Source organism: Actinacidiphila yeochonensis CN732 (assembly GCF_000745345.1).
Classification (GTDB): domain Bacteria; phylum Actinomycetota; class Actinomycetes; order Streptomycetales; family Streptomycetaceae; genus Actinacidiphila; species Actinacidiphila yeochonensis.
On sequence record NZ_JQNR01000005.1, the window covers coordinates 2,054,934 to 2,071,833 of the forward strand.

The 16,900-nt window shown below is 73.4% G+C and carries 14 protein-coding genes and 2 pseudogenes; 8 read left to right on the forward strand and 8 right to left on the reverse strand.

What is annotated here, in order from left to right; all coding sequences use genetic code 11:
• Nucleotides 1-83 precede the first annotated feature (83 nt).
• A complete protein-coding gene (locus BS72_RS20700; RefSeq protein ID WP_037912508.1) occupies nt 84-1,073 on the forward strand; it encodes a malate dehydrogenase in 990 nt (329 codons plus the stop codon).
• A gap of 321 nt (nt 1,074-1,394) precedes the next feature.
• On the opposite strand, the gene BS72_RS20705 is transcribed toward BS72_RS20700, so the two are convergent.
• Together BS72_RS20705 and trpS are read right to left on the reverse strand one after the other, a co-directional pair.
• Nucleotides 1,395-1,970, reverse strand: coding sequence for a 2'-5' RNA ligase family protein (locus BS72_RS20705; protein ID WP_037912511.1), 576 nt, complete (start codon nt 1,968-1,970; stop codon nt 1,395-1,397).
• A 531-nt stretch (nt 1,971-2,501) separates the two neighbouring features.
• Entirely contained in the window at nt 2,502-3,515 is a 1,014-nt protein-coding gene (gene trpS, locus BS72_RS20710) for a tryptophan--tRNA ligase (RefSeq protein WP_037912513.1), read from the reverse strand.
• Nucleotides 3,516-3,839: 324 nt separating this feature from the next.
• Between trpS and rocD the strand changes: the two genes are divergently transcribed.
• Complete coding sequence (rocD, locus tag BS72_RS20715; protein ID WP_078901506.1) at nt 3,840-5,093, forward strand: ornithine--oxo-acid transaminase; 1,254 nt, start codon at nt 3,840-3,842, stop codon at nt 5,091-5,093.
• 181 nt (nt 5,094-5,274) lie between these two features.
• On the opposite strand, the gene BS72_RS20720 is transcribed toward rocD, so the two are convergent.
• A complete protein-coding gene (locus BS72_RS20720; protein WP_037912517.1) occupies nt 5,275-6,036 on the reverse strand; it encodes a decaprenylphospho-beta-D-erythro-pentofuranosid-2-ulose 2-reductase in 762 nt (253 codons plus the stop codon).
• 160 nt (nt 6,037-6,196) lie between these two features.
• Nucleotides 6,197-7,564 carry an FAD-binding oxidoreductase gene (locus tag BS72_RS20725; RefSeq protein WP_037912520.1) on the reverse strand — a complete coding sequence of 456 codons (1,368 nt, stop codon included), beginning with the start codon at nt 7,562-7,564 and terminating at the stop codon, nt 6,197-6,199.
• Nucleotides 7,565-7,801: 237 nt separating this feature from the next.
• Between BS72_RS20725 and BS72_RS20730 the strand changes: the two genes are divergently transcribed.
• The 4 genes and pseudogenes from BS72_RS20730 to BS72_RS34435 form a co-directional block, all read left to right on the forward strand.
• The gene (locus BS72_RS20730) at nt 7,802-8,398 is read left to right on the forward strand and encodes a phosphatase PAP2 family protein (protein ID WP_078901863.1); all 597 of its coding nucleotides are present in this window, start codon (nt 7,802-7,804) and stop codon (nt 8,396-8,398) included.
• Nucleotides 8,398-9,411: a decaprenyl-phosphate phosphoribosyltransferase gene (locus BS72_RS20735; protein ID WP_078901507.1), complete on the forward strand. Its 1,014-nt coding sequence runs from the start codon at nt 8,398-8,400 to the stop codon at nt 9,409-9,411. The genes BS72_RS20730 and BS72_RS20735 overlap by 1 nt, the downstream gene beginning before the upstream one ends.
• 158 nt (nt 9,412-9,569) lie before the next feature.
• A pseudogene (locus tag BS72_RS20740) lies at nt 9,570-9,989 on the forward strand (GtrA family protein); the annotation flags it as partial.
• Between the two features lie 176 nt (nt 9,990-10,165).
• Nucleotides 10,166-11,185, forward strand: a pseudogene (locus BS72_RS34435) (YihY/virulence factor BrkB family protein); the annotation flags it as partial.
• Here BS72_RS34435 and BS72_RS38525 read toward each other — a convergent pair.
• On the reverse strand, nt 11,109-12,611 hold the full coding sequence (locus BS72_RS38525) for a D-alanyl-D-alanine carboxypeptidase family protein (protein WP_232792644.1): 1,503 nt from the start codon (nt 12,609-12,611) through the stop codon (nt 11,109-11,111). The pseudogene BS72_RS34435 and the gene BS72_RS38525 sit on opposite strands and share 77 nt — an antisense overlap.
• Before the next feature lie 283 nt (nt 12,612-12,894).
• Between BS72_RS38525 and BS72_RS37375 the strand changes: the two genes are divergently transcribed.
• Nucleotides 12,895-13,200, forward strand: a complete 306-nt coding sequence (locus BS72_RS37375) for an SCO4848 family membrane protein (RefSeq protein WP_051951338.1) — start codon at nt 12,895-12,897, stop codon at nt 13,198-13,200.
• A gap of 43 nt (nt 13,201-13,243) precedes the next feature.
• Here BS72_RS37375 and BS72_RS20760 read toward each other — a convergent pair whose 3' ends face one another.
• Together BS72_RS20760 and BS72_RS20765 are read right to left on the reverse strand one after the other, a co-directional pair.
• On the reverse strand, nt 13,244-13,717 hold the full coding sequence (locus BS72_RS20760) for a hypothetical protein (protein ID WP_037912525.1): 474 nt from the start codon (nt 13,715-13,717) through the stop codon (nt 13,244-13,246).
• A 3-nt stretch (nt 13,718-13,720) separates the two neighbouring features.
• Nucleotides 13,721-15,034, reverse strand: coding sequence for an AAA family ATPase (locus BS72_RS20765; RefSeq protein ID WP_037912528.1), 1,314 nt, complete (start codon nt 15,032-15,034; stop codon nt 13,721-13,723).
• Between the two features lie 661 nt (nt 15,035-15,695).
• On the opposite strand from BS72_RS20765, the gene BS72_RS39255 reads away from it, so the two are divergent.
• The gene (locus BS72_RS39255; RefSeq protein ID WP_265736803.1) at nt 15,696-15,824 is read left to right on the forward strand and encodes a hypothetical protein; all 129 of its coding nucleotides are present in this window, start codon (nt 15,696-15,698) and stop codon (nt 15,822-15,824) included.
• A 217-nt stretch (nt 15,825-16,041) separates the two neighbouring features.
• Here BS72_RS39255 and BS72_RS20770 read toward each other — a convergent pair whose 3' ends face one another.
• Nucleotides 16,042-16,893: a TetR/AcrR family transcriptional regulator gene (locus tag BS72_RS20770; protein ID WP_232792481.1), complete on the reverse strand. Its 852-nt coding sequence runs from the start codon at nt 16,891-16,893 to the stop codon at nt 16,042-16,044.
• Between the last annotated feature and the right edge of the window lie 7 nt (nt 16,894-16,900).

Here is a 16,900-nt window from a genome sequence, read left to right on the forward strand (position 1 = left end):
GATCCGCCATCGGGCCGCTCGGGCCACCGCCGGGGCGACCACAACCCGCGTAGGACACCCGCAGCAAAGGCCAGGAGAAGGCAATGACTCGCACTCCCGTCAACGTCACCGTCACCGGAGCGGCCGGCCAGATCGGCTACGCGCTCCTCTTCCGCATCGCCGCGGGTCACCTGCTCGGCGCGGACGTCCCGGTGAACCTCCGCCTGCTGGAGATCACTCCGGCGCTCAAGGCGGCCGAGGGCACCGCGATGGAGCTCGACGACGCGGCCTTCCCGCTGCTGCGCGGCATCGAGATCTCCGACGACCCGAACGTCGCCTTCGACGGCACCAACGTCGCCCTGCTGGTCGGCGCCCGCCCCCGCACCAAGGGCATGGAGCGCGGTGACCTGCTGGAGGCCAACGGCGGCATCTTCAAGCCCCAGGGCAAGGCCATCAACGACCACGCCGCCGACGACATCAAGGTGCTGGTGGTCGGCAACCCGGCGAACACCAACGCGCTGATCGCCCGTTCCGCCGCCCCGGACGTCCCGGCCGAGCGCTTCACCGCGATGACCCGCCTGGACCACAACCGCGCCATCGCCCAGCTCGCGAAGAAGACCGGCTCGCAGGTCTCCGACATCAAGCGCCTCACCATCTGGGGCAACCACTCCGCCACCCAGTACCCGGACATCTTCCACGCGGAGATCGCCGGCAAGAACGCGGCCGAGGTCGTGAACGACGAGGCGTGGCTGGCCGACACCTTCATCCCGACCGTCGCCAAGCGCGGCGCGGCCATCATCGAGGCCCGTGGCGCCTCCTCGGCCGCCTCGGCCGCGTCCGCCGCCCTGGACCACGTGCACACCTGGGTGAACGGCACCGCCGACGGCGACTGGACCTCCATGGCCATCCCGTCCGACGGCTCCTACGGCGTGCCCGAGGGCATCATCTCGTCCTTCCCGGTCACCACCAAGGACGGCGTCTACGAGATCGTCCAGGGCCTGGAGATCAACGAGTTCTCCCGCACCCGCATCGACGCGTCCGTGCAGGAGCTGACCGAGGAGCGCGACGCGGTGCGCGCCCTCGGCCTGATCTGAGCCGGACCCCCGACGCGGCAGGGCCGCATCCGCGAACCACCGCGGGTGCGGCCCTGCCGCGTTCCTCCGACGCTCCGGCGCTCCGGCGTCCGAGGCCGGGGGAGAAACGCCGCCCAGGCGCGTAGGTATCGGCCACACGTGTACAAGTCGACCTATTACACGTCCACCTGTTCACGCCATGGGGAGCGGCGGGAGCGAAGACGACGGCAGTCAAGCCCCCGGAGATGTTCGACCGGGACCTCGAACGGGCTCGGGGTGAGACCGGCCTCGTTCCGGGACGGCGCTGGACCGGTCGCCGGACGCGTGCTCTGGAGCCGGCAGCTACAGGCGGGACGGGGCGGGGCGGCAGGCGGGCTGCTGGGGGAGGGGGCGGAGCGCGGCGGCGAAGGGGAAGGTGCGCAGGTGCTGCCAGACCCCGTCGGCGCCCTGCTCGTAGAGGGCGAAGCCGGAGGCGGTCCAACCTGCCGCGAAGCCTGCCAGCTCGCGCTGCACCCGGTCCATCGCCTCGTCCGGGGTGCCGTGCGCCACGGTGACGTGCGGGTGGTAGGGGAACTGGAGCTCGCGCTGGACGGGGCCGGAGCGGACCTGCTCCTGGAGGCGGGCGCACGCGTCGCCGCCCTCCGCGACCCTGACGTAGACCACCGGCGTCAGCGGGCGGAAGGTGTCGGTGCCTTCGAGCCGTACGGGGAAGGGCCGTCCGCCGGCGGCCACCCGGGCCAGGTGGCGCCCCAGGTCGGGGAGTTCGCTGCGGGGCAGCTCGGTCGGCGGCAGCAGCGTGATGTGGGTGGGGATGGCCTGCGCGGCGGGGTCGCCGAAGGCGGCCCGTACGTCCTGGAGGAGCGGCCCGTGGGGTTCCGGGACCGGGAGGGACACTCCGATCGTGGTGGTGTTGCCCACGTGCGTACACCCCTCTCGCCGGCCGGCTCAGCGGTCGTGCTCGTTGCCTGCTCGCCCTGCGTCGCGCGGTCAGCCGGCCGCCGGCGCCCCTGATCAGTGTCGCTCGTGGAGGGACGAACTGGACGGCACCCGGTCGCGACGTGCGTCACAGCGCGTCGCGGACCCGCCCACCCCGGCCCGTTCGCCCTTCCCGTCCCTGCCTCTCCCCGCTTCCCCCGCTTCCCCCGCTTCCCCCGCGTCCACCGTGGCCGTGCCGGGCTCCCCGGTGTCCCGCTTGCCCGAGCCCCCGCGCCGGTGTCCTCCGCCCACTCCGGCGCGGGCTAACGTACCCGGCCCGGTAGGCGTCCGGGAACGGTTGGCGCGCACCGCCACCCGGTCCGGCGAGGTACCGTCACCGGCACTTCCACCGGTATGCCCGGACCGCGCCGGCGCACTCGGCAGTGCCACCGGCGCGTACGGGTCGGGCGGGCCGTACGGGTCGGCCGACCGCGGCGGACCCGCCCGCAGCAGACCCGCCCGCATCTGACCCGCTCAGTGCTTGGCGGCGAGGAAACCGATCCGGTCGTAGGCCAGCGCCAGCGTCTCGGCCGCGACGGCGCGCGCCTTCTCCGCGCCCTCGGCCAGGACGGCGTCCAGCGACTCCGGGTCCTCCAGGTAGCCGCGGGTCCGCTCCTGGAAGGGCTCGACCCAGGCCACGAAGATGTCGGCGACGTCCGTCTTGAGCGCGCCGTAGCCCTTGCCGGCGTAGGCCTCCTCCAGCTCGGCGACGGGCGTGCCGCTGAGCGCGGAGTGGATGGTCAGCAGGTTGCTGACGCCCGGCTTCTCCTCCGGGGCGAAGCGGATCTCGGTGCCGGTGTCGGTGACGGCGCTGCGGAACTTCTTCGCCGACGCCTTCGGGTCGTCCAGCAGGTTGATCAGGCCCTTGGGGGACGGCGCCGACTTCGACATCTTCGCCTCCGGGCTCTGGAGGTCGTAGATCTTCGCCGTCTCGCGCACGATGTACGCCTCAGGCAGCACGAAGGTCTCCCCGAAGCGGCCGTTGAACCGCTCGGCCAGATCGCGGGTGAGCTCGATGTGCTGGCGCTGGTCCTCGCCGACCGGCACCGCGTTCGCCTGGTACAGCAGGATGTCGGCGACCTGGAGGACGGGGTAGGTGAACAGGCCGACGCTCGCCCGGTCGGCGCCCTGCTTGGCCGCCTTGTCCTTGAACTGCGTCATCCGGGACGCCTCGCCGAAGCCGGTGATGCAGTTCATGACCCAGCCGAGCTGGGCGTGCTCGGGCACGTGGCTCTGGACGAAGAGCGTGCAGCGCTCCGGGTCCAGGCCCGCCGCCAGCAGCTGGGCGGCGGCCAGCCGCGTGTTCCGGCGCAGCTCGGCCGGGTCCTGCGGCACGGTGATCGCGTGCAGGTCCACCACCATGTAGAAGGCGTCGTGCCCCTCCTGGAGCGCGACGTACTGGCGGACGGCGCCCAGGTAGTTGCCGAGGTGGAACGAGCCGGCGGTGGGCTGGATGCCGGACAGGGCACGAGGTCGCTGGTTGGCCATAACCGCATTCTCTCAGGTCGGGCCCGCTCGCCCACACCCCCGGACGCTGCCTGTGGAAAACCTCGCGGACCCTTTCCGGAGCCGGTCGTCCACCCTGCCCGCACTCGGTCGTCAGGCCCTCCCCGGGCCGGTCGGGCCGCCTCTCCACGGGCCGGTCGGCTCCCCCGCCCGGGTGGTGGCGGATTCGTCCGGCCAACGGCTTCGCGCCGCAGGGTTTCACGCGGCGGCCGAGGAGTGACGATAGGAACAGCGGCCGGTGCCCGGCTCGTGCCACCCATATCCCGTCCCGGGCCCCTGCCGAGGTACGACGAAACGGAGGAGCACGTGACCACCACCCCTGACGCGGCCACCGACGCCCGCGGCACCGGGACGGCCGCCACCGCGACCGAACGGGAGATCGCGGCGGCCGAGGAGTACAGCGCCCACAACTACCACCCCCTGCCGGTCGTGGTCGCCTCGGCGGAGGGCGCCTGGGTGACGGACGTCGAGGGGCGCCGTTACGTCGACCTGCTGGCCGGATACTCCGCGCTGAACTTCGGCCACAACAACCCCCGGCTGATCGCCGCGGCCAAGGCCCAGCTGGAACGGGTCACCCTCACCTCCCGGGCCTTCCACCACGACCGGTTCGGCGCCTTCTGCCGGGCGCTGGCGGAGCTGTGCGGCAAGGACATGGTGCTGCCGATGAACACCGGCGCCGAGGCGGTGGAGACCGCGGTCAAGACCGCCCGCAAGTGGGGCTACCAGGTCAAGGGCATCCCCGACGGGCAGGCCAGGATCGTCGTGGCGGCCGGCAACTTCCACGGGCGCACCACCACGATCGTGAGCTTCTCCACCGACCCCGAGGCCCGCGACGGCTTCGGCCCGTACACGCCCGGCTTCGACATCGTGCCCTACGGCGACCTGGCGGCTCTGGAAGCCGCCTTCGGCGACGACACCGCGGCGGTGCTCGTGGAGCCGATCCAGGGCGAGGCGGGCGTGCTGGTGCCGCCGCCCGGGTACCTCGCGGGCGTGCGGCGGCTGACCGCCGAGCGGGGCGTGCTGATGATGGCCGACGAGATCCAGTCCGGCCTCGGCCGCACCGGCCGCACGTTCGCCTGCGACCACGAGGACGTGGTGCCCGACCTGTACGTCCTCGGCAAGGCCCTGGGCGGCGGCGTCGTACCGGTCTCGGCGGTGGTCGGCTCGCGGGACGTGCTCGGTGTCTTCCGTCCCGGTGAGCACGGCTCCACCTTCGGCGGCAACCCGCTGGCCTGCGCGGTCGGCCTTGAGGTGGTGGCGATGCTCAGCACCGGCGAGTACCAGCGGCGCGCCGCCGAACTGGGCGCCCACCTCCACGAGGAACTGGCCGCGATGGCCACCGACGGCCTCCTCGTGCGGGTGCGCGGGCGCGGGCTGTGGGCCGGCGTCGACGTCGATCCGGCGCGCTTCACCGGCCGCGAGCTCACCGAGGCCCTGCTCGAACGCGGCGTCCTCGCGAAGGACACCCACGGCTCCACGATCCGCCTGGCCCCGCCCCTGACCATCTCCAAGGCCGACCTGGACTGGTCCCTCACCCGCCTCCGCGACGCCCTCACCTGACGCCGCCGCCGTTCCCCCGCGCGCCCCGACCAGGGGTGCGGGGGGAACGGCCCGGATCGCGCCCGACGCCCGACGACCGATGCCTGACGACCGATGCCTGACGACTGCCGCTTGACGACCGATGCCTGACGACCGATGCCTGACGCCTGCCGGCCGACGCCTGACGACTGCCGCCTGACGCCTAACGGGGCGCCGTGACCAGCCGGAAGACCCCCCGCGGCAGGTGCCGCAGACCGGCCATCACCGCACGCAGCACCCCCGGCACCCACACCACCTCCGCACGCCGGCGCAGCCCCGCCTCGATCGCCGAGGCCACGGCGTCCGCCGTCGTGGCGAAGGGGGCGGGCCGGCGGCCCTCGGTCATCCGGGTGTGGACGAAGCCCGGCCGTACGACCATGACGTGCACCCCGCAGGAGTGCAGCGCGTCGCCGAGCCCCTGCGCGAAGGTGTCCAGGCCCGCCTTGCTGCTGCCGTAGACGAAGTTCTCCCGCCGGGCCCGTTCCGCGGCCACCGAGGAGAGCACCACCAGCGAGCCGTGCCCCTGGTTCTGCAGCGCCGCCCCGCACACCAGGGAGGCCGACACCGCCCCGGTGTAGTTCACCGACGCCACCCGCACCGCCGCCATCGGGTCCTGCTCGTCGCGCGCCTGGTCGCCGAGGACGCCGAAGGCCAGCAGCACCATGTCGATGTCGCCCTCGGCGAAGACCTTGCCGAGCACCTCCTCGTGCGTGTCCGGGTCGAGCGCGTCGAACGTGTGCGTGTGCACCTCCGCGCCGAGGCCGCGCAGCTCCCGCGCGGCCTGCTCCAGCGCGGGCGAGGGCCGCCCGGCGAGGTGCACCCGGCGGGTGCGGCGGGCGACCAGCCGCCGCGCGGTGGCCAGTCCGATCTCGGAGGCACCGCCGAGCACCAGCAGTGACTGCGGCGCCCCGAAAGCGTCCTTCATCAGCCAACTCCCCACGTCGTCGCCAGGTCCTGCCACCGTCGTCGTCACTGCTCGCGCGACGCGCACGGCTCGTGCGGGTCGCACCGCCCGTCAGCTGTCCTTCCGCCGTTTCCCGCCGGCCTTCCGCCGTTTCCCGCCGGCCGGGTGGGGGCGGACGGCGTCACAGCGCCAGCCGCCGCGCCAGGTCGGAGGTGATCGCGCCGCGCGGGTCGATCCGGGCCCGCAGCGCGCGGAAGTCGTCCAGCCGCGGGTACATCAGCTCCACCAGGTCCGGCCGCAGCCGCGCGTCCTTGGCCAGGTAGACGCGGCCGCCGGCGGCGGCCACCTCCTCGTCCAGCTCGTCCAGCAGCGCGCCCAGGCCGGGCAGGCCGGTCGGGATGTCCAGCGCCAGCGTCCAGCCGGGCATCGGGAAGGACAGCCAGCCCGGGTCGCCGGCGCCGAACCGCTTGAGCACGGCGAGGAAGGACGGGCAGCCTCGTCTGGCGAGCCGCCGCACCACCGAGCGCAGCGTGTCCTCCTGGCCCTGGCCCACCACGAACTGGTACTGCACGAAGCCGGCCCGCCCGTAGACGCGGTTCCACTCCGGGACGCCGTCCAGCGGGTGGAAGAACGAGGCCAGCCGCTGGAGCCGGCCGCGCTGCTCGCGGGGGGCCTTGCGGTACCACAGCTCGTTGAACGCGCCGACGCTCGCCCGGCCCAGCAGCCCGTCCGGGACCAGCGGCGGCACCGCGGGCAGTCGGCGCGGACGGAAGGCCAGCGGTTCGTGCCGGGCGCGCGGCGGCAGCGCGTCCAGGGGGGCGTGGTCGCCGCGGGTGAGGACGGCCCGACCGGTGCGGGCGCCGCGGGCGAGCAGGTCGATCCAGGCCACGGAGTAGCGGTAGCGGTGGTCGGTGGCCGTCAGCCGGGCCATCAGGTCGTCCAGGTCGGTGGCGCGTTCGGTGTCCACCGTCATCAGGGACGTCTCGACCGGGAGCAGTTGGATCGTGGCAGCCAGTACCACCCCGGTCAGGCCCATGCCGCCGGCCGTCGCCCAGAAGAGCTCCGGTTCGTCCTCCTGGGTGACCACGTGGCACTCGCCGTCGCCGGTCAGCAGCTCGAAGGCGCGCACGTGGCGGCTGAACGACCCCGAGACGTGGTGGTTCTTGCCGTGGATGTCGGCGCCGATGGCCCCGCCGACCGTCACGTACCGGGTGCCGGGGGTGACCGGCACGAACCAGCCCAGCGGCAGCAGCACCTGCATCAGCCGGTGCAGCGACACGCCGGCGTCGCAGGTGACGACGCCGTTCACCGCGTCGATCTCGTGGACGCGGTCCAGGCCCGTCATGTCCAGGACGGCGCCGCCCGCGTTCTGCGCCGCGTCCCCGTAGGCCCGGCCCAGGCCGCGGGCGATGGTGCCCCGCCCGTCGCTGCCGCGTACCGCCGCGACGGCCTCCTCGTACGAACCCGGGCGCAGCAGCCGGGCGGCGGTCGGGGCGGTGCGGCCCCAGCCGGTGACGGGGGTGGCGGCCGGCGCGAGCGGTACGGGCATACCCGGACCGTATCGCCACGAAGAGGGATGGAATGCCCGCTTTCATGCCACATTCGAGGAAATTCGGCGTTTCTCACCGTGATGGTGGATCGGAAGGCGTGAGGAGAGGGGCCGCACGGTAAGCATCCGCAGTCCGATGGCCGATTCGTATGACTGATACGGACGGCCGACGCGTGGGCGGCCCGCCGACTGACGTGTGCGGGCCCGTCACGACCCCGACTGGAGGAGGTGCGGCAGGTGCGCTCCCCGGACCACCAGCTGCTCACCGTCCTGCGCGGCTGCGCCGCCGTCCCCTGCGCCGCGCCCGCCGCGCGGGTGCTGTCCCTGGCCGGCGAGCACGGCGCCGTGTGGCTGGCCGCGGGCCTGGCCGGCGCCGCCGCCGACCCCGCCCGCCGCGCGGCGTGGCTGCGCGCCACCGCGCTGGTGGCCGCCGCCCACCTGGCCGGCATGGCGGCCAAACGGGTGGTGCGCCGACCGCGTCCCCACCTCCCGCCCGGCACGCCGCCCCTGGTCCGCACCGCGGGCCGGCACAGCTTCCCCAGCGCGCACGCCTGCTCCTCGGCCGCCGCGGCCCTCGCCTACGGGGCCCTCGCGCCGCGCGTGCCGCTGCGGCCCGTGGCCGTCGCCGTGTGCGCCTCCCGACTGGTCGCCGGCGTCCACTACCCGTCGGACGTGGCGGCCGGTGCGCTGCTCGGCGCGGCCACCGTCCGGCTGGGCCGGGCCTGGGCGCTGGGCGCGCCGGGCGCGCCGGGTGTCGGCTCCGGTGCTGGAGCGGTCGTCGTTGGCGCCAGTGCCGTCGGTGCCGACGGGGCCGTTGTTGCCGGGGGTGCGTGATGAGCGAACCCGCCGTCATCCACAGCGCGGACGGTGCGGACCGCGCCGACCGCGCCGACCGCGCCGACCGCGCCGACCGCGCCGGCAAGGCCGTCCCCGCTCCGCTGCGCGTCCGCGGCTCCGGGTGGGCGATGGCCGCCGGGCTGGTCCGGACCGCCCGGCCGCGCCAGTGGGTCAAGAACGGGCTGGTGCTCGCCGCGCCCTTCGCCGCCGCCCGCCCGCTCGACGTCCACCAGGCGATACGCCTGGCCGCCGTGCTGCTGCTCTTCACCGCCTGCTCGGCCGCCGTCTACCTGGTGAACGACGCCCGCGACGCCGAGGCCGACCGCGCGCACCCCGTCAAGTGCCACCGCCCCGTCGCCAGCGGGCAGGTGCCCCTCGGCGCGGCCTACGCCGCCGGGACCGTCCTCGCCCTGGCCGCCCCCACCATCGCGGCCCTGGTCTGCAACGGCGACACCGCCGCCCTGCTGACCGCCTACGTCGTCATGCAACTGGCCTACTGCGTGCGGCTCAAGCACATGCTCGTCGTCGACCTGGTGATCGTCACCACCGGCTTCCTGATGCGGGCGATGGCCGGCGGGCTCGCGCTGGACATCACCCTCTCGCGCTGGTTCCTGATCACCTCCGGCTTCGGGGCGCTCTTCATGGTGGCCGCCAAGCGCTACTCGGAGCTGGTGCTGATGAGCGAGCGGGACGGCGAGGTCGGCGCCTCCCGTGCCCTGCTGGGCTCCTACACCGTCGGCTACCTGCGTTTCGTGTGGCAGCTCGCCGCGGGCGTGGCCATCCTCGGCTACTGCCTGTGGGCGCTGGAGAGCAGCGGCGCGGCGCACGGGACGCTGCCGTGGCGGCAGTTGTCGATGGTGCCGTTCACCCTGTCGATACTGCGGTACGCCGTCTTCGCCGACGCCGGCACCGCCGGTGAGCCCGAGGACGTGGTGCTGCGGGACCGGCCGCTGCTGGTGATCGCCGTGGTCTGGGGCCTGCTGTACGTCCTCGCCGTGGCCGATTCGTGAGGCCCGGGCGGGTCCGCGCCGGCCGACCCGCGGGGCCCGCCGGCCTGCGCCCGGGGCGGGTCGCGGGGCTCGGAGGGTCGCACCGGGGCCACTTGGGCCGGGTCGTGGGGTCCGGCCGGACGCGTCTGCTCGCGAGGACCGGCTGGCTGCCCCTGCTCGTGCCCCGGCTCGTGCGCGGCGGGACGGTCCGGGAGGCGGTCGGGTTCGCGCTGGCCGGTGCCGCCGCCTATGCGGCCGACCTCGCCGTCTTCATCTGGCTGCGCGGCGGCGCCGGGCTCGGCCCGATGACCGCGAAGGCGCTCTCCTTCCTGGCCGGGTGCGCCGTCGCGTACGCCGGCAACGCGCTGGGCACCTACCGGGGCCGGACTCGCGGGAGCGGGCGGGCCCGCCGGTACGGGGCCTTCTTCGCGGTCAACCTCGCGGGCGCACTGGTGCAGTTGGCGTGCCTCGGCTTCTCCCACTACCTGCTGGGGCTGACCACGCCACGGGACGACGTCGTCTCGTGGGCCGGCGTCGGCATGGTGCTGGCCACGGTGCTGCGGTTCTGGGGGACGCGCACGCTGGTGTTCCGGGCGGCGGACTGCGTGGTGGTGGACGGTACGGCGGTGGATGCCATGGTGGTGGACGGTACGGCGGTGGACGGCATACCGGAGGCGGGCAGCGGGCCCCGGCCGGACGGGACCGCAGACCGCCCGGGAGACGGCGGCCGCCACGGGCCCGGCGTGCGCGGAACGGGGGAGGGTAGCCGCCCCACATGGACTGGCTGACCCGGCTGCCGCTGATCGGCCCGCTCGTCGCGCGGGTCCTGCGCACGCACGCCTGGCGGGCCTTCGCACACCTCCAGGACGTGCACTGGACGCGGCTGGCCGCGGCCATGACGTTCACCAGCTTCGTGGCGCTCTTCCCGCTGCTCGCGGTGGTCGCGGCGGTCGGTGCCGCCACGCTCTCCGACAGCCAGCTGGACCGGCTGGAGCACAAGATCACCGAGCAGATCCCCGGCGTCGCCGACCAGATCGACATCAACGGCCTGGTGGCCAACGCCGGCACGATCGGCGTCATCGCCACCTTCGCGCTGCTCTTCACCGGCATCAGCTGGGTGGGCTCGCTGCGCGACTGCCTGCGCGCGGTCTGGCGCAAGGACGACGAGGAGCGCAACCCGATCCTCGCCAAGCTCCTCGACGGCGAGGTGCTGCTCGGCCTCGGCGCCGCCGTCCTGGTCTCGCTCGGCTCCTCCGCCTTCGCCACCGCCGCCGTCAACTGGACCGCCGACCGGGCCGGGCTGGACAACCACGGCTACGGGCGGGTGCTCCTCGAAGTCGTCGGCTACGCCCTGGCCGTGCTGGCCGACTTCCTCATCCTGCTCTACCTGCTCACCCTGCTGCCCGGGGTGCATCCGCCGCGCCGGGCCGTGGTGGTGGCCTCGCTGATCGGCGCGGTCGGCTTCGAGGCGTTGAAGATCGCCCTCAGCGGCTACCTGCGGGGCGTGGCCGGCAAGAACATCTACGGAGCTTTCGGTACGCCCATCGCCCTGCTGCTGTGGTTCAACTTCATGGCCAAGCTGCTGCTGTACTGCGCCGCCTGGACGGCGACGCAGCACGGCCCGGAGCAGGTCGCCGACCCGGCCGGACGGCAGCCCCCGGACGGTCAGCAGGCTGAGGGCGCGCGGGCTGAGGACACGCAGGCTGAGGACTCGCAGGCTAAGGACGCTCCGAGTCCTGCTCCGTCCGCTCCACCCGCTTCGTCTGCTTCGTCTGCTTCACCTGGGTCGCCTGATTCCGCTGCTTCGAGCGCTCCGAGCGGGACAGCCGGGGAGCACGACGGGAGCGCCGGGGGCCGGCCTGAGCGGGAACCTGGCCCGTCGGACCAGCCGAAGGACCGTCCGTCGGACCAGCCGTCGGACCAGCCGAAGGACCGTCGGTCGGACCGTCAGGACCGGCCGGGGCCTCCCGACCCTCCCGAGGACCCGCCGCGGGGACCGGCCGGCGCGCACCGCTGGCGGCCACCGCCTGCGGAAGCGGACGGCGACGCCGTACGACGATGACCACCGCCGCCAGGACCAGCAGCGTGCCGGCGGCGATCCCCGCCGCCGTCCACCGTCCGCGCGCGGCCGAACCGCTCGGCTGTGCCGCGACCGGCACAGCGCTCGGAGAGGCCGAGGCCGAGGCCGAGGCCGCGGCCGAAGAGGACGCGGACGCCGAGGGAGCCGGGCTCTTGGCGATCTTGCTCAGCGGCGGGACGAGGGTGCCCACGGGCTGAACCGTCGGCGCGGCCTTGAACCCCCAGTCCAGCAGCGAGGCCGCTTCGCGGTAGACCCGGTTGTGCCCGGGGTCCGGGTGCATGACCGTCACCAGCAGGGTGCGGTCGCCGCGCTGGGCGACGCCCGTGTAGGTGGCGCCCGCGTTCGTCGTGTCGCCGTTCTTGACGCCGGCGATGCCCGAGTAGCGCTTCAGGTCGTAGTCGCCGGACAGCAGGCGGTCGGTGTTCTGGATCTGGAACGACGCGCGGGCCTTGGTCGGCTTGCCGTCCTTCCCCTTCTTGTAGTCGCCGGGGAACTGCGCGGTGACCGTCGAGCAGTACGCGCGGAAGTCCGCGTTCTGCAGGCCCTGGCGGGCGAAGAGGGTGAGGTCGTAGGCGCTGCTGGCCTGGCCGGGCTCGTCGTAGCCGTCGGGTGAGACGACGTGCGTGTCGTCGGCTTGGAGCTCGTGCGCCTCGGCGTTCATGCCGGCCACCGTGGCCGGCACGCCGCCGTTCATGGCGGACAGCACGTGCACCGCGTCGTTGCCGGAGCGCAGGAAGACGCCGAGCCACAGGTCGTGGACGGTGTAGGTGAGACCCGTCTCGATCCCGACCAGGCTGCTGCCCTCGCCCATGCCCGCCAGGTCCGAGGCCGCGACCTTGTGCACGGTGGACGAGGGCAGCTTCGGCATCACCGTGTCGGCCAGCAGCATCTTGAGGGTGCTGGCGGGAGCGAGCTTCCAGTGCGCGTTGTGCGAGGCCAGCACCTCGCCCGTCTCGGCGTCCGTGACGATCCAGGAACGGGCGGTCAGGTCCTTGGGCAGCGCGGGTATCCCGGCGGCGGTGTCCACCTGGGTGCCGGGCAGGCCCAGCCGGTCACCGCCCACAGTGGACATGCTGGCGGGCGGCACGGGCTTCTTGCTGGCTGCGGGCTCGGCGGGCGCGGCCTGCGCGCTGCCGGCCATGGCGGTGGCGCCGAGCAGCAGCGCGGAGGCCAGAGCGGCGGCGGTGGTCGGGAGGAGCCGGCGGCCCCGGGCGGTCGGGGCTGAAGTCGCGGTCTTGGACACCCGGCGACCGTATCGGGCCGCGACCGCCCGCCGCGCCCCCGGAGCCGCGCGCCCCGGCGTGACCCTGCGCACGTCCCACACCCCTCCCTGGGCCCGCACGCCCCTTCCGAGCCCGCCTCGGGGCCCGCCCGGGCTCGCCCCGCCGCCGGAGCCCGCCGCGGGTCCGCCCATACTGGTACGTATGAAGCTCAGCCGGCGGGTGTCGTGGTTCCTGGTCGCCTTCGGGGTGTGGTCGTGGATCGTCTGGACCACCTTCGTGAAGAACCTGTGGAAGGACGCGAGCGGTCTCGCCTTCACCAACGGCGACCACTCCCACCCGACCGCGTACTTCTGGATCCACCTCACCCTCGCGATCGTCTCCACGATCCTCGGCACGGCCATCGGCGTCCTCGGCATCCGCGGCCTCCTCGCCCTGCGCCGCGGGACGACGACGGGAGACCGCCCCGCGGCGGAGCAGCCGGCCGAGGACAACGCGGCGGTGCGCTGAGCGGCTGCGGGCGTGTAGCGCGCGCCCGCTTGGCCTCAGGGAGTCAGGCGTACGAGGACAGCAGTCCGTCAAGCGTCCAGACCGTCGCCGCCACGCCGGAAGTGCGAGCCAGATAGCGGTCTCGTTCGATCAGGATGTTCAGGTCTCCGCACCCGAGCCTGTTGCAGGCGTGCTCGACCAGCGTGCTTCCGGTTCGTCCCCCGGCGAGCAGTGCTTGCAGGTGCGCGCCGTCCCACTCCACCTCGTTGAGTGCCCAGGGAGCGTCACCCTGTACGACCGCGCGCAGCATCGCGGCGAAGAGCTCGGCGCAGTCCTTCCGCTGCCGGCCGTCGGCGAGCTGGGCGATGTGGTTGCCGGTCTCGATGATCGCGGTCACCGGGAGAAGCAGGTCGCAGTCACGGGCCCGCGTCTTTGCCTGGTACTCCTTGACCACCTGATCGCGGTCCTGGCACTTGCCCGGAATCCCGAGCAGATTGCAGAGAATGGACGTGTCGACGAACTCGACCCTACGAGCCACGCGTCACCCGATTCCCAGAAGCCGGTCGAACTCGGAGTAGTCGCGCTCGGGACGCGGCCGGGTGTCGAGACGCCCCTGCGTGACGACTTCGCCGAGCGACCCGGCCGCCATGGCCGCCGGGTAGCCGTCGAGTTCGGTGAGCCGGGCGAGCCGGCTCGTGCCCGTGTCGGAATCCCGCCAGCAGACCACGACGCCGTCGTGGTCCGCGGCATCGAGGGCGGAGAGCAGCGCCGGGCTGTGGGTGGTGATGAGCACCTGGGTGCTGTTCTCCGCCGCGGCCTGGCGGACCAGCCCGAGCACTTCGGACGCCTGCGAGGGATGAAGCCCGTTCTCCAGCTCCTCGACCACCAGCATCAGTGACCGTTCGTCCTGCTCGGCGTTGGTGGGTCCGAGATCGAGGCCCCGGCCGCCGGTGAGCAGCGAGGTGGTGATGGCCAGGAAGCGGAGCATCCCGTCACTCATCTCCCGTGCCGGGGTGAGGCCGAGTGGACCCTCGTTGAGCGCGATCATGACGTCACCCAACTCGGACCGGGTGACCGCCAGCGTCTCGATCTCGTGGTCGGCGAGGCCGCGCAGCAACTCCACCAGGCGCCGGAAGAGCGGATCGTTCGTGCGTTCGATGTTTCCCACCGCGGCGGAAAGGTTCTCGGCGGTGCGGCGCAGGTTGCTGTCCCGTGAGGGAACGTACTGGCGCATGAGGTGGGGGACGGGGTCGAGGTGGAAGACACCTTCCAGCGTGGCGATCATCGTCTCGGCGCACCAGACACTGTCCTTGCCGCCCTCGGTCTCCGGCGTCACCCGTAGGGGCAGCTGGGAAGTGAGGAGACGGGACCCGCGAAACCGTACGTTCGGGTCCCGGCCCTTCTTCCCGTTGTGCCACGTCGCCCACAGGTCACCGACGTGGGTGTTGGCCTCTCCGCTGACGAGGACGTCGTGTTGAAGCCCTTTACGCGTCGGTCCGGTGAGCCGTTCCTCGATGATCTGCACCTCTGGCTCGACCTGGACGGTCAGGTCCAGGCTGATCGGCCCCCGCTTCGTCCGCACACTGCACCCCAGCGAGAAGCGGTCGGAGCCGTGCGGGACGCATCCCGCCAGGCCGCCGCGCACAGCGCCTTCGGGGCCCCGCCGGCTTTCCAGCGCCTCGGCGATGTCCTCACCCCGGGCGAGCCGGGACAGCACTTCCAGGCCGTCGAGCGCGTTGGACTTCCCACTGCTGTTGCGCCCGATGAGGGTGGTCAACGGAGCGAGGGGGAGTACCTGGTCGCGGAAGCTCTTGAACGCGGTCAGCCGCAGCTCTTCGATGCCCTGGGCAGTCACATCGCCCAAGCTACCCCAGGCCGTCATTCAGGCGGCTTGCAGCGGGTCGGGGCCGGTCGCCCGGCGGCAGTCGGAGCAGCGGGCTGTGGGGTCGTGGGTGCGGAAAGCGCGGTCGCAGCTGTCGCAGGTGTGGAGGGGCGCGGGTCGCTCCGGGGACGGGGGAGCGGGAGGCAGCGGGGGTGGGAGGAGGACGGCGAGGCGGTGGGCCAGGAGGCGGCCCGGGTGGTGGATCGGGGTGGCCGGGAGGCCCGCAGTCAGGGTGGCGGGTGACCTGCTCCGGGGTCGCTCCGCGCTCCAGCCACGTGGTCACTGCGGGGACGAGTACCGCGATGTCGCGTCCGGGCAGCAGCAGGCGGGGATCGGCCAGCCGCAGGCGCGCGAGCAGGTCGGCGGCCGGTCCGGTCGTCGGTCCGGCCACCGGTCCGGCTGCCCGTCCGGTCGTTGCTCCGGTCATCGGTCCGGTCGTCGGTCCTGTGGAAGGTCCCGCCGAGGGTTTCGCCGAAGGGACCGGACTGGTGGACCCGTTCCGGCCCGACGCGGGGTGCCCGGACGCGCGGAGCGGCCGTACGGGCTCGGGTGCGGCACGGCGCGAGCCCGATCCGCCACCGTCCGGCGGCATGGTGCCGAGGTCTGGGGGTCCCTTCGAGTCGTCGCGGAGTCCGTGGCCGACGGCAGGACCACCGAGTACGTCGCGAGTACGTTCGTCGACGCCCTCATCCTGTCCGGGATGCGCTACCCGTTCCCGCCCGGGCGGTTCCTCACCTGGTCCAAGCGGAACGGCCTGCTCTGACCGCGCCGACATCGCTGGAAGGGGAGTCGAGAGCTGGTCCGAGCGGAACGGTCCGACGGCGGGCGCTCCGTCATCGGCTGGGACTGCCGGGTAGCGGGGGCGCACCCCCAGGCGGCTCGCGTCCTTGACGACGCCACGGCGGACCTGCCCCCTGGCTCGTGGAGCGCGCGGGTCAGGCTTCGCGGGTGAGAGGAGGGCCTTCGCGGATACGCGGGCTTCAGCTTCGCCGGCTGCGTTTCTTCGCGGCCTTCTCCTCTTCCTCCGCCCCCGCTTCTGCCTCCGGTGCCGTTCCCGGTGCCGGGTGGGACGGGAGCTTGGTGCTGCCGATGGTGGGGAGGACGAAGTCCTGGATGAGGGACTTGGCCTCGCGGACCATGGGGCGGAAGGGCCGGTAGCGGGAGAGGGTGATGAGCCGGGCCACGAACGGGGTCGAGCGGCGGACGAACTCGCGGGTGCGGGCGGTGTCCTCGGTGCGGTCGAAGACCCAGTACAGGACGACGACCATGAGGTGCAGCCAGAGCAGGTCCGGCAGCAGGCGGGCGAGTTCGGCGTCGAGCTTGGGGGCCAGGTCGGAGCCGGCCAGGACGTCGTGGAAGAGGGCGACGGCGGTCTCGCGGGCCGGGTGGGACTCGTTGGAGAACGGGCTCAGCGAGCTGTCCGGGTCGGCGGCCGTGCGGAAGAACTGCGCGGCGAACCCGTGGTAGTCCGCCGCGCAGTCCAGCCACGAGACCAGGGCGGTCTCCAGCCTCTGGGCGAAGTCCCGTTCCCCCTCCATACGGGACGCCGCGTCCGCCGCGTGGGCGTGGGTCATCTGGTCGTAGAACCCCTGGATCAGGAATTCCTTCGACTCGAAGTAGTAGTAGGCGTTGCCGACCGAGACCCCGGCCTCCTGGGCGATGGCCCGCATGGTCGTCTTGTCGTATCCGCGCTCCCGGAACAGCCGCATGGCGGTGTCCAGGATCAGGGTCCGGGTCTGCTCGCTCTTGCCGGTCTTCGGGCGGGCCCGGCCCCCCGGCAGCTCCCCGGCTGCGGGGGCGGCGGGGGCGGTTCGGTCGGTCTTGTCCTCCACCCGGGTG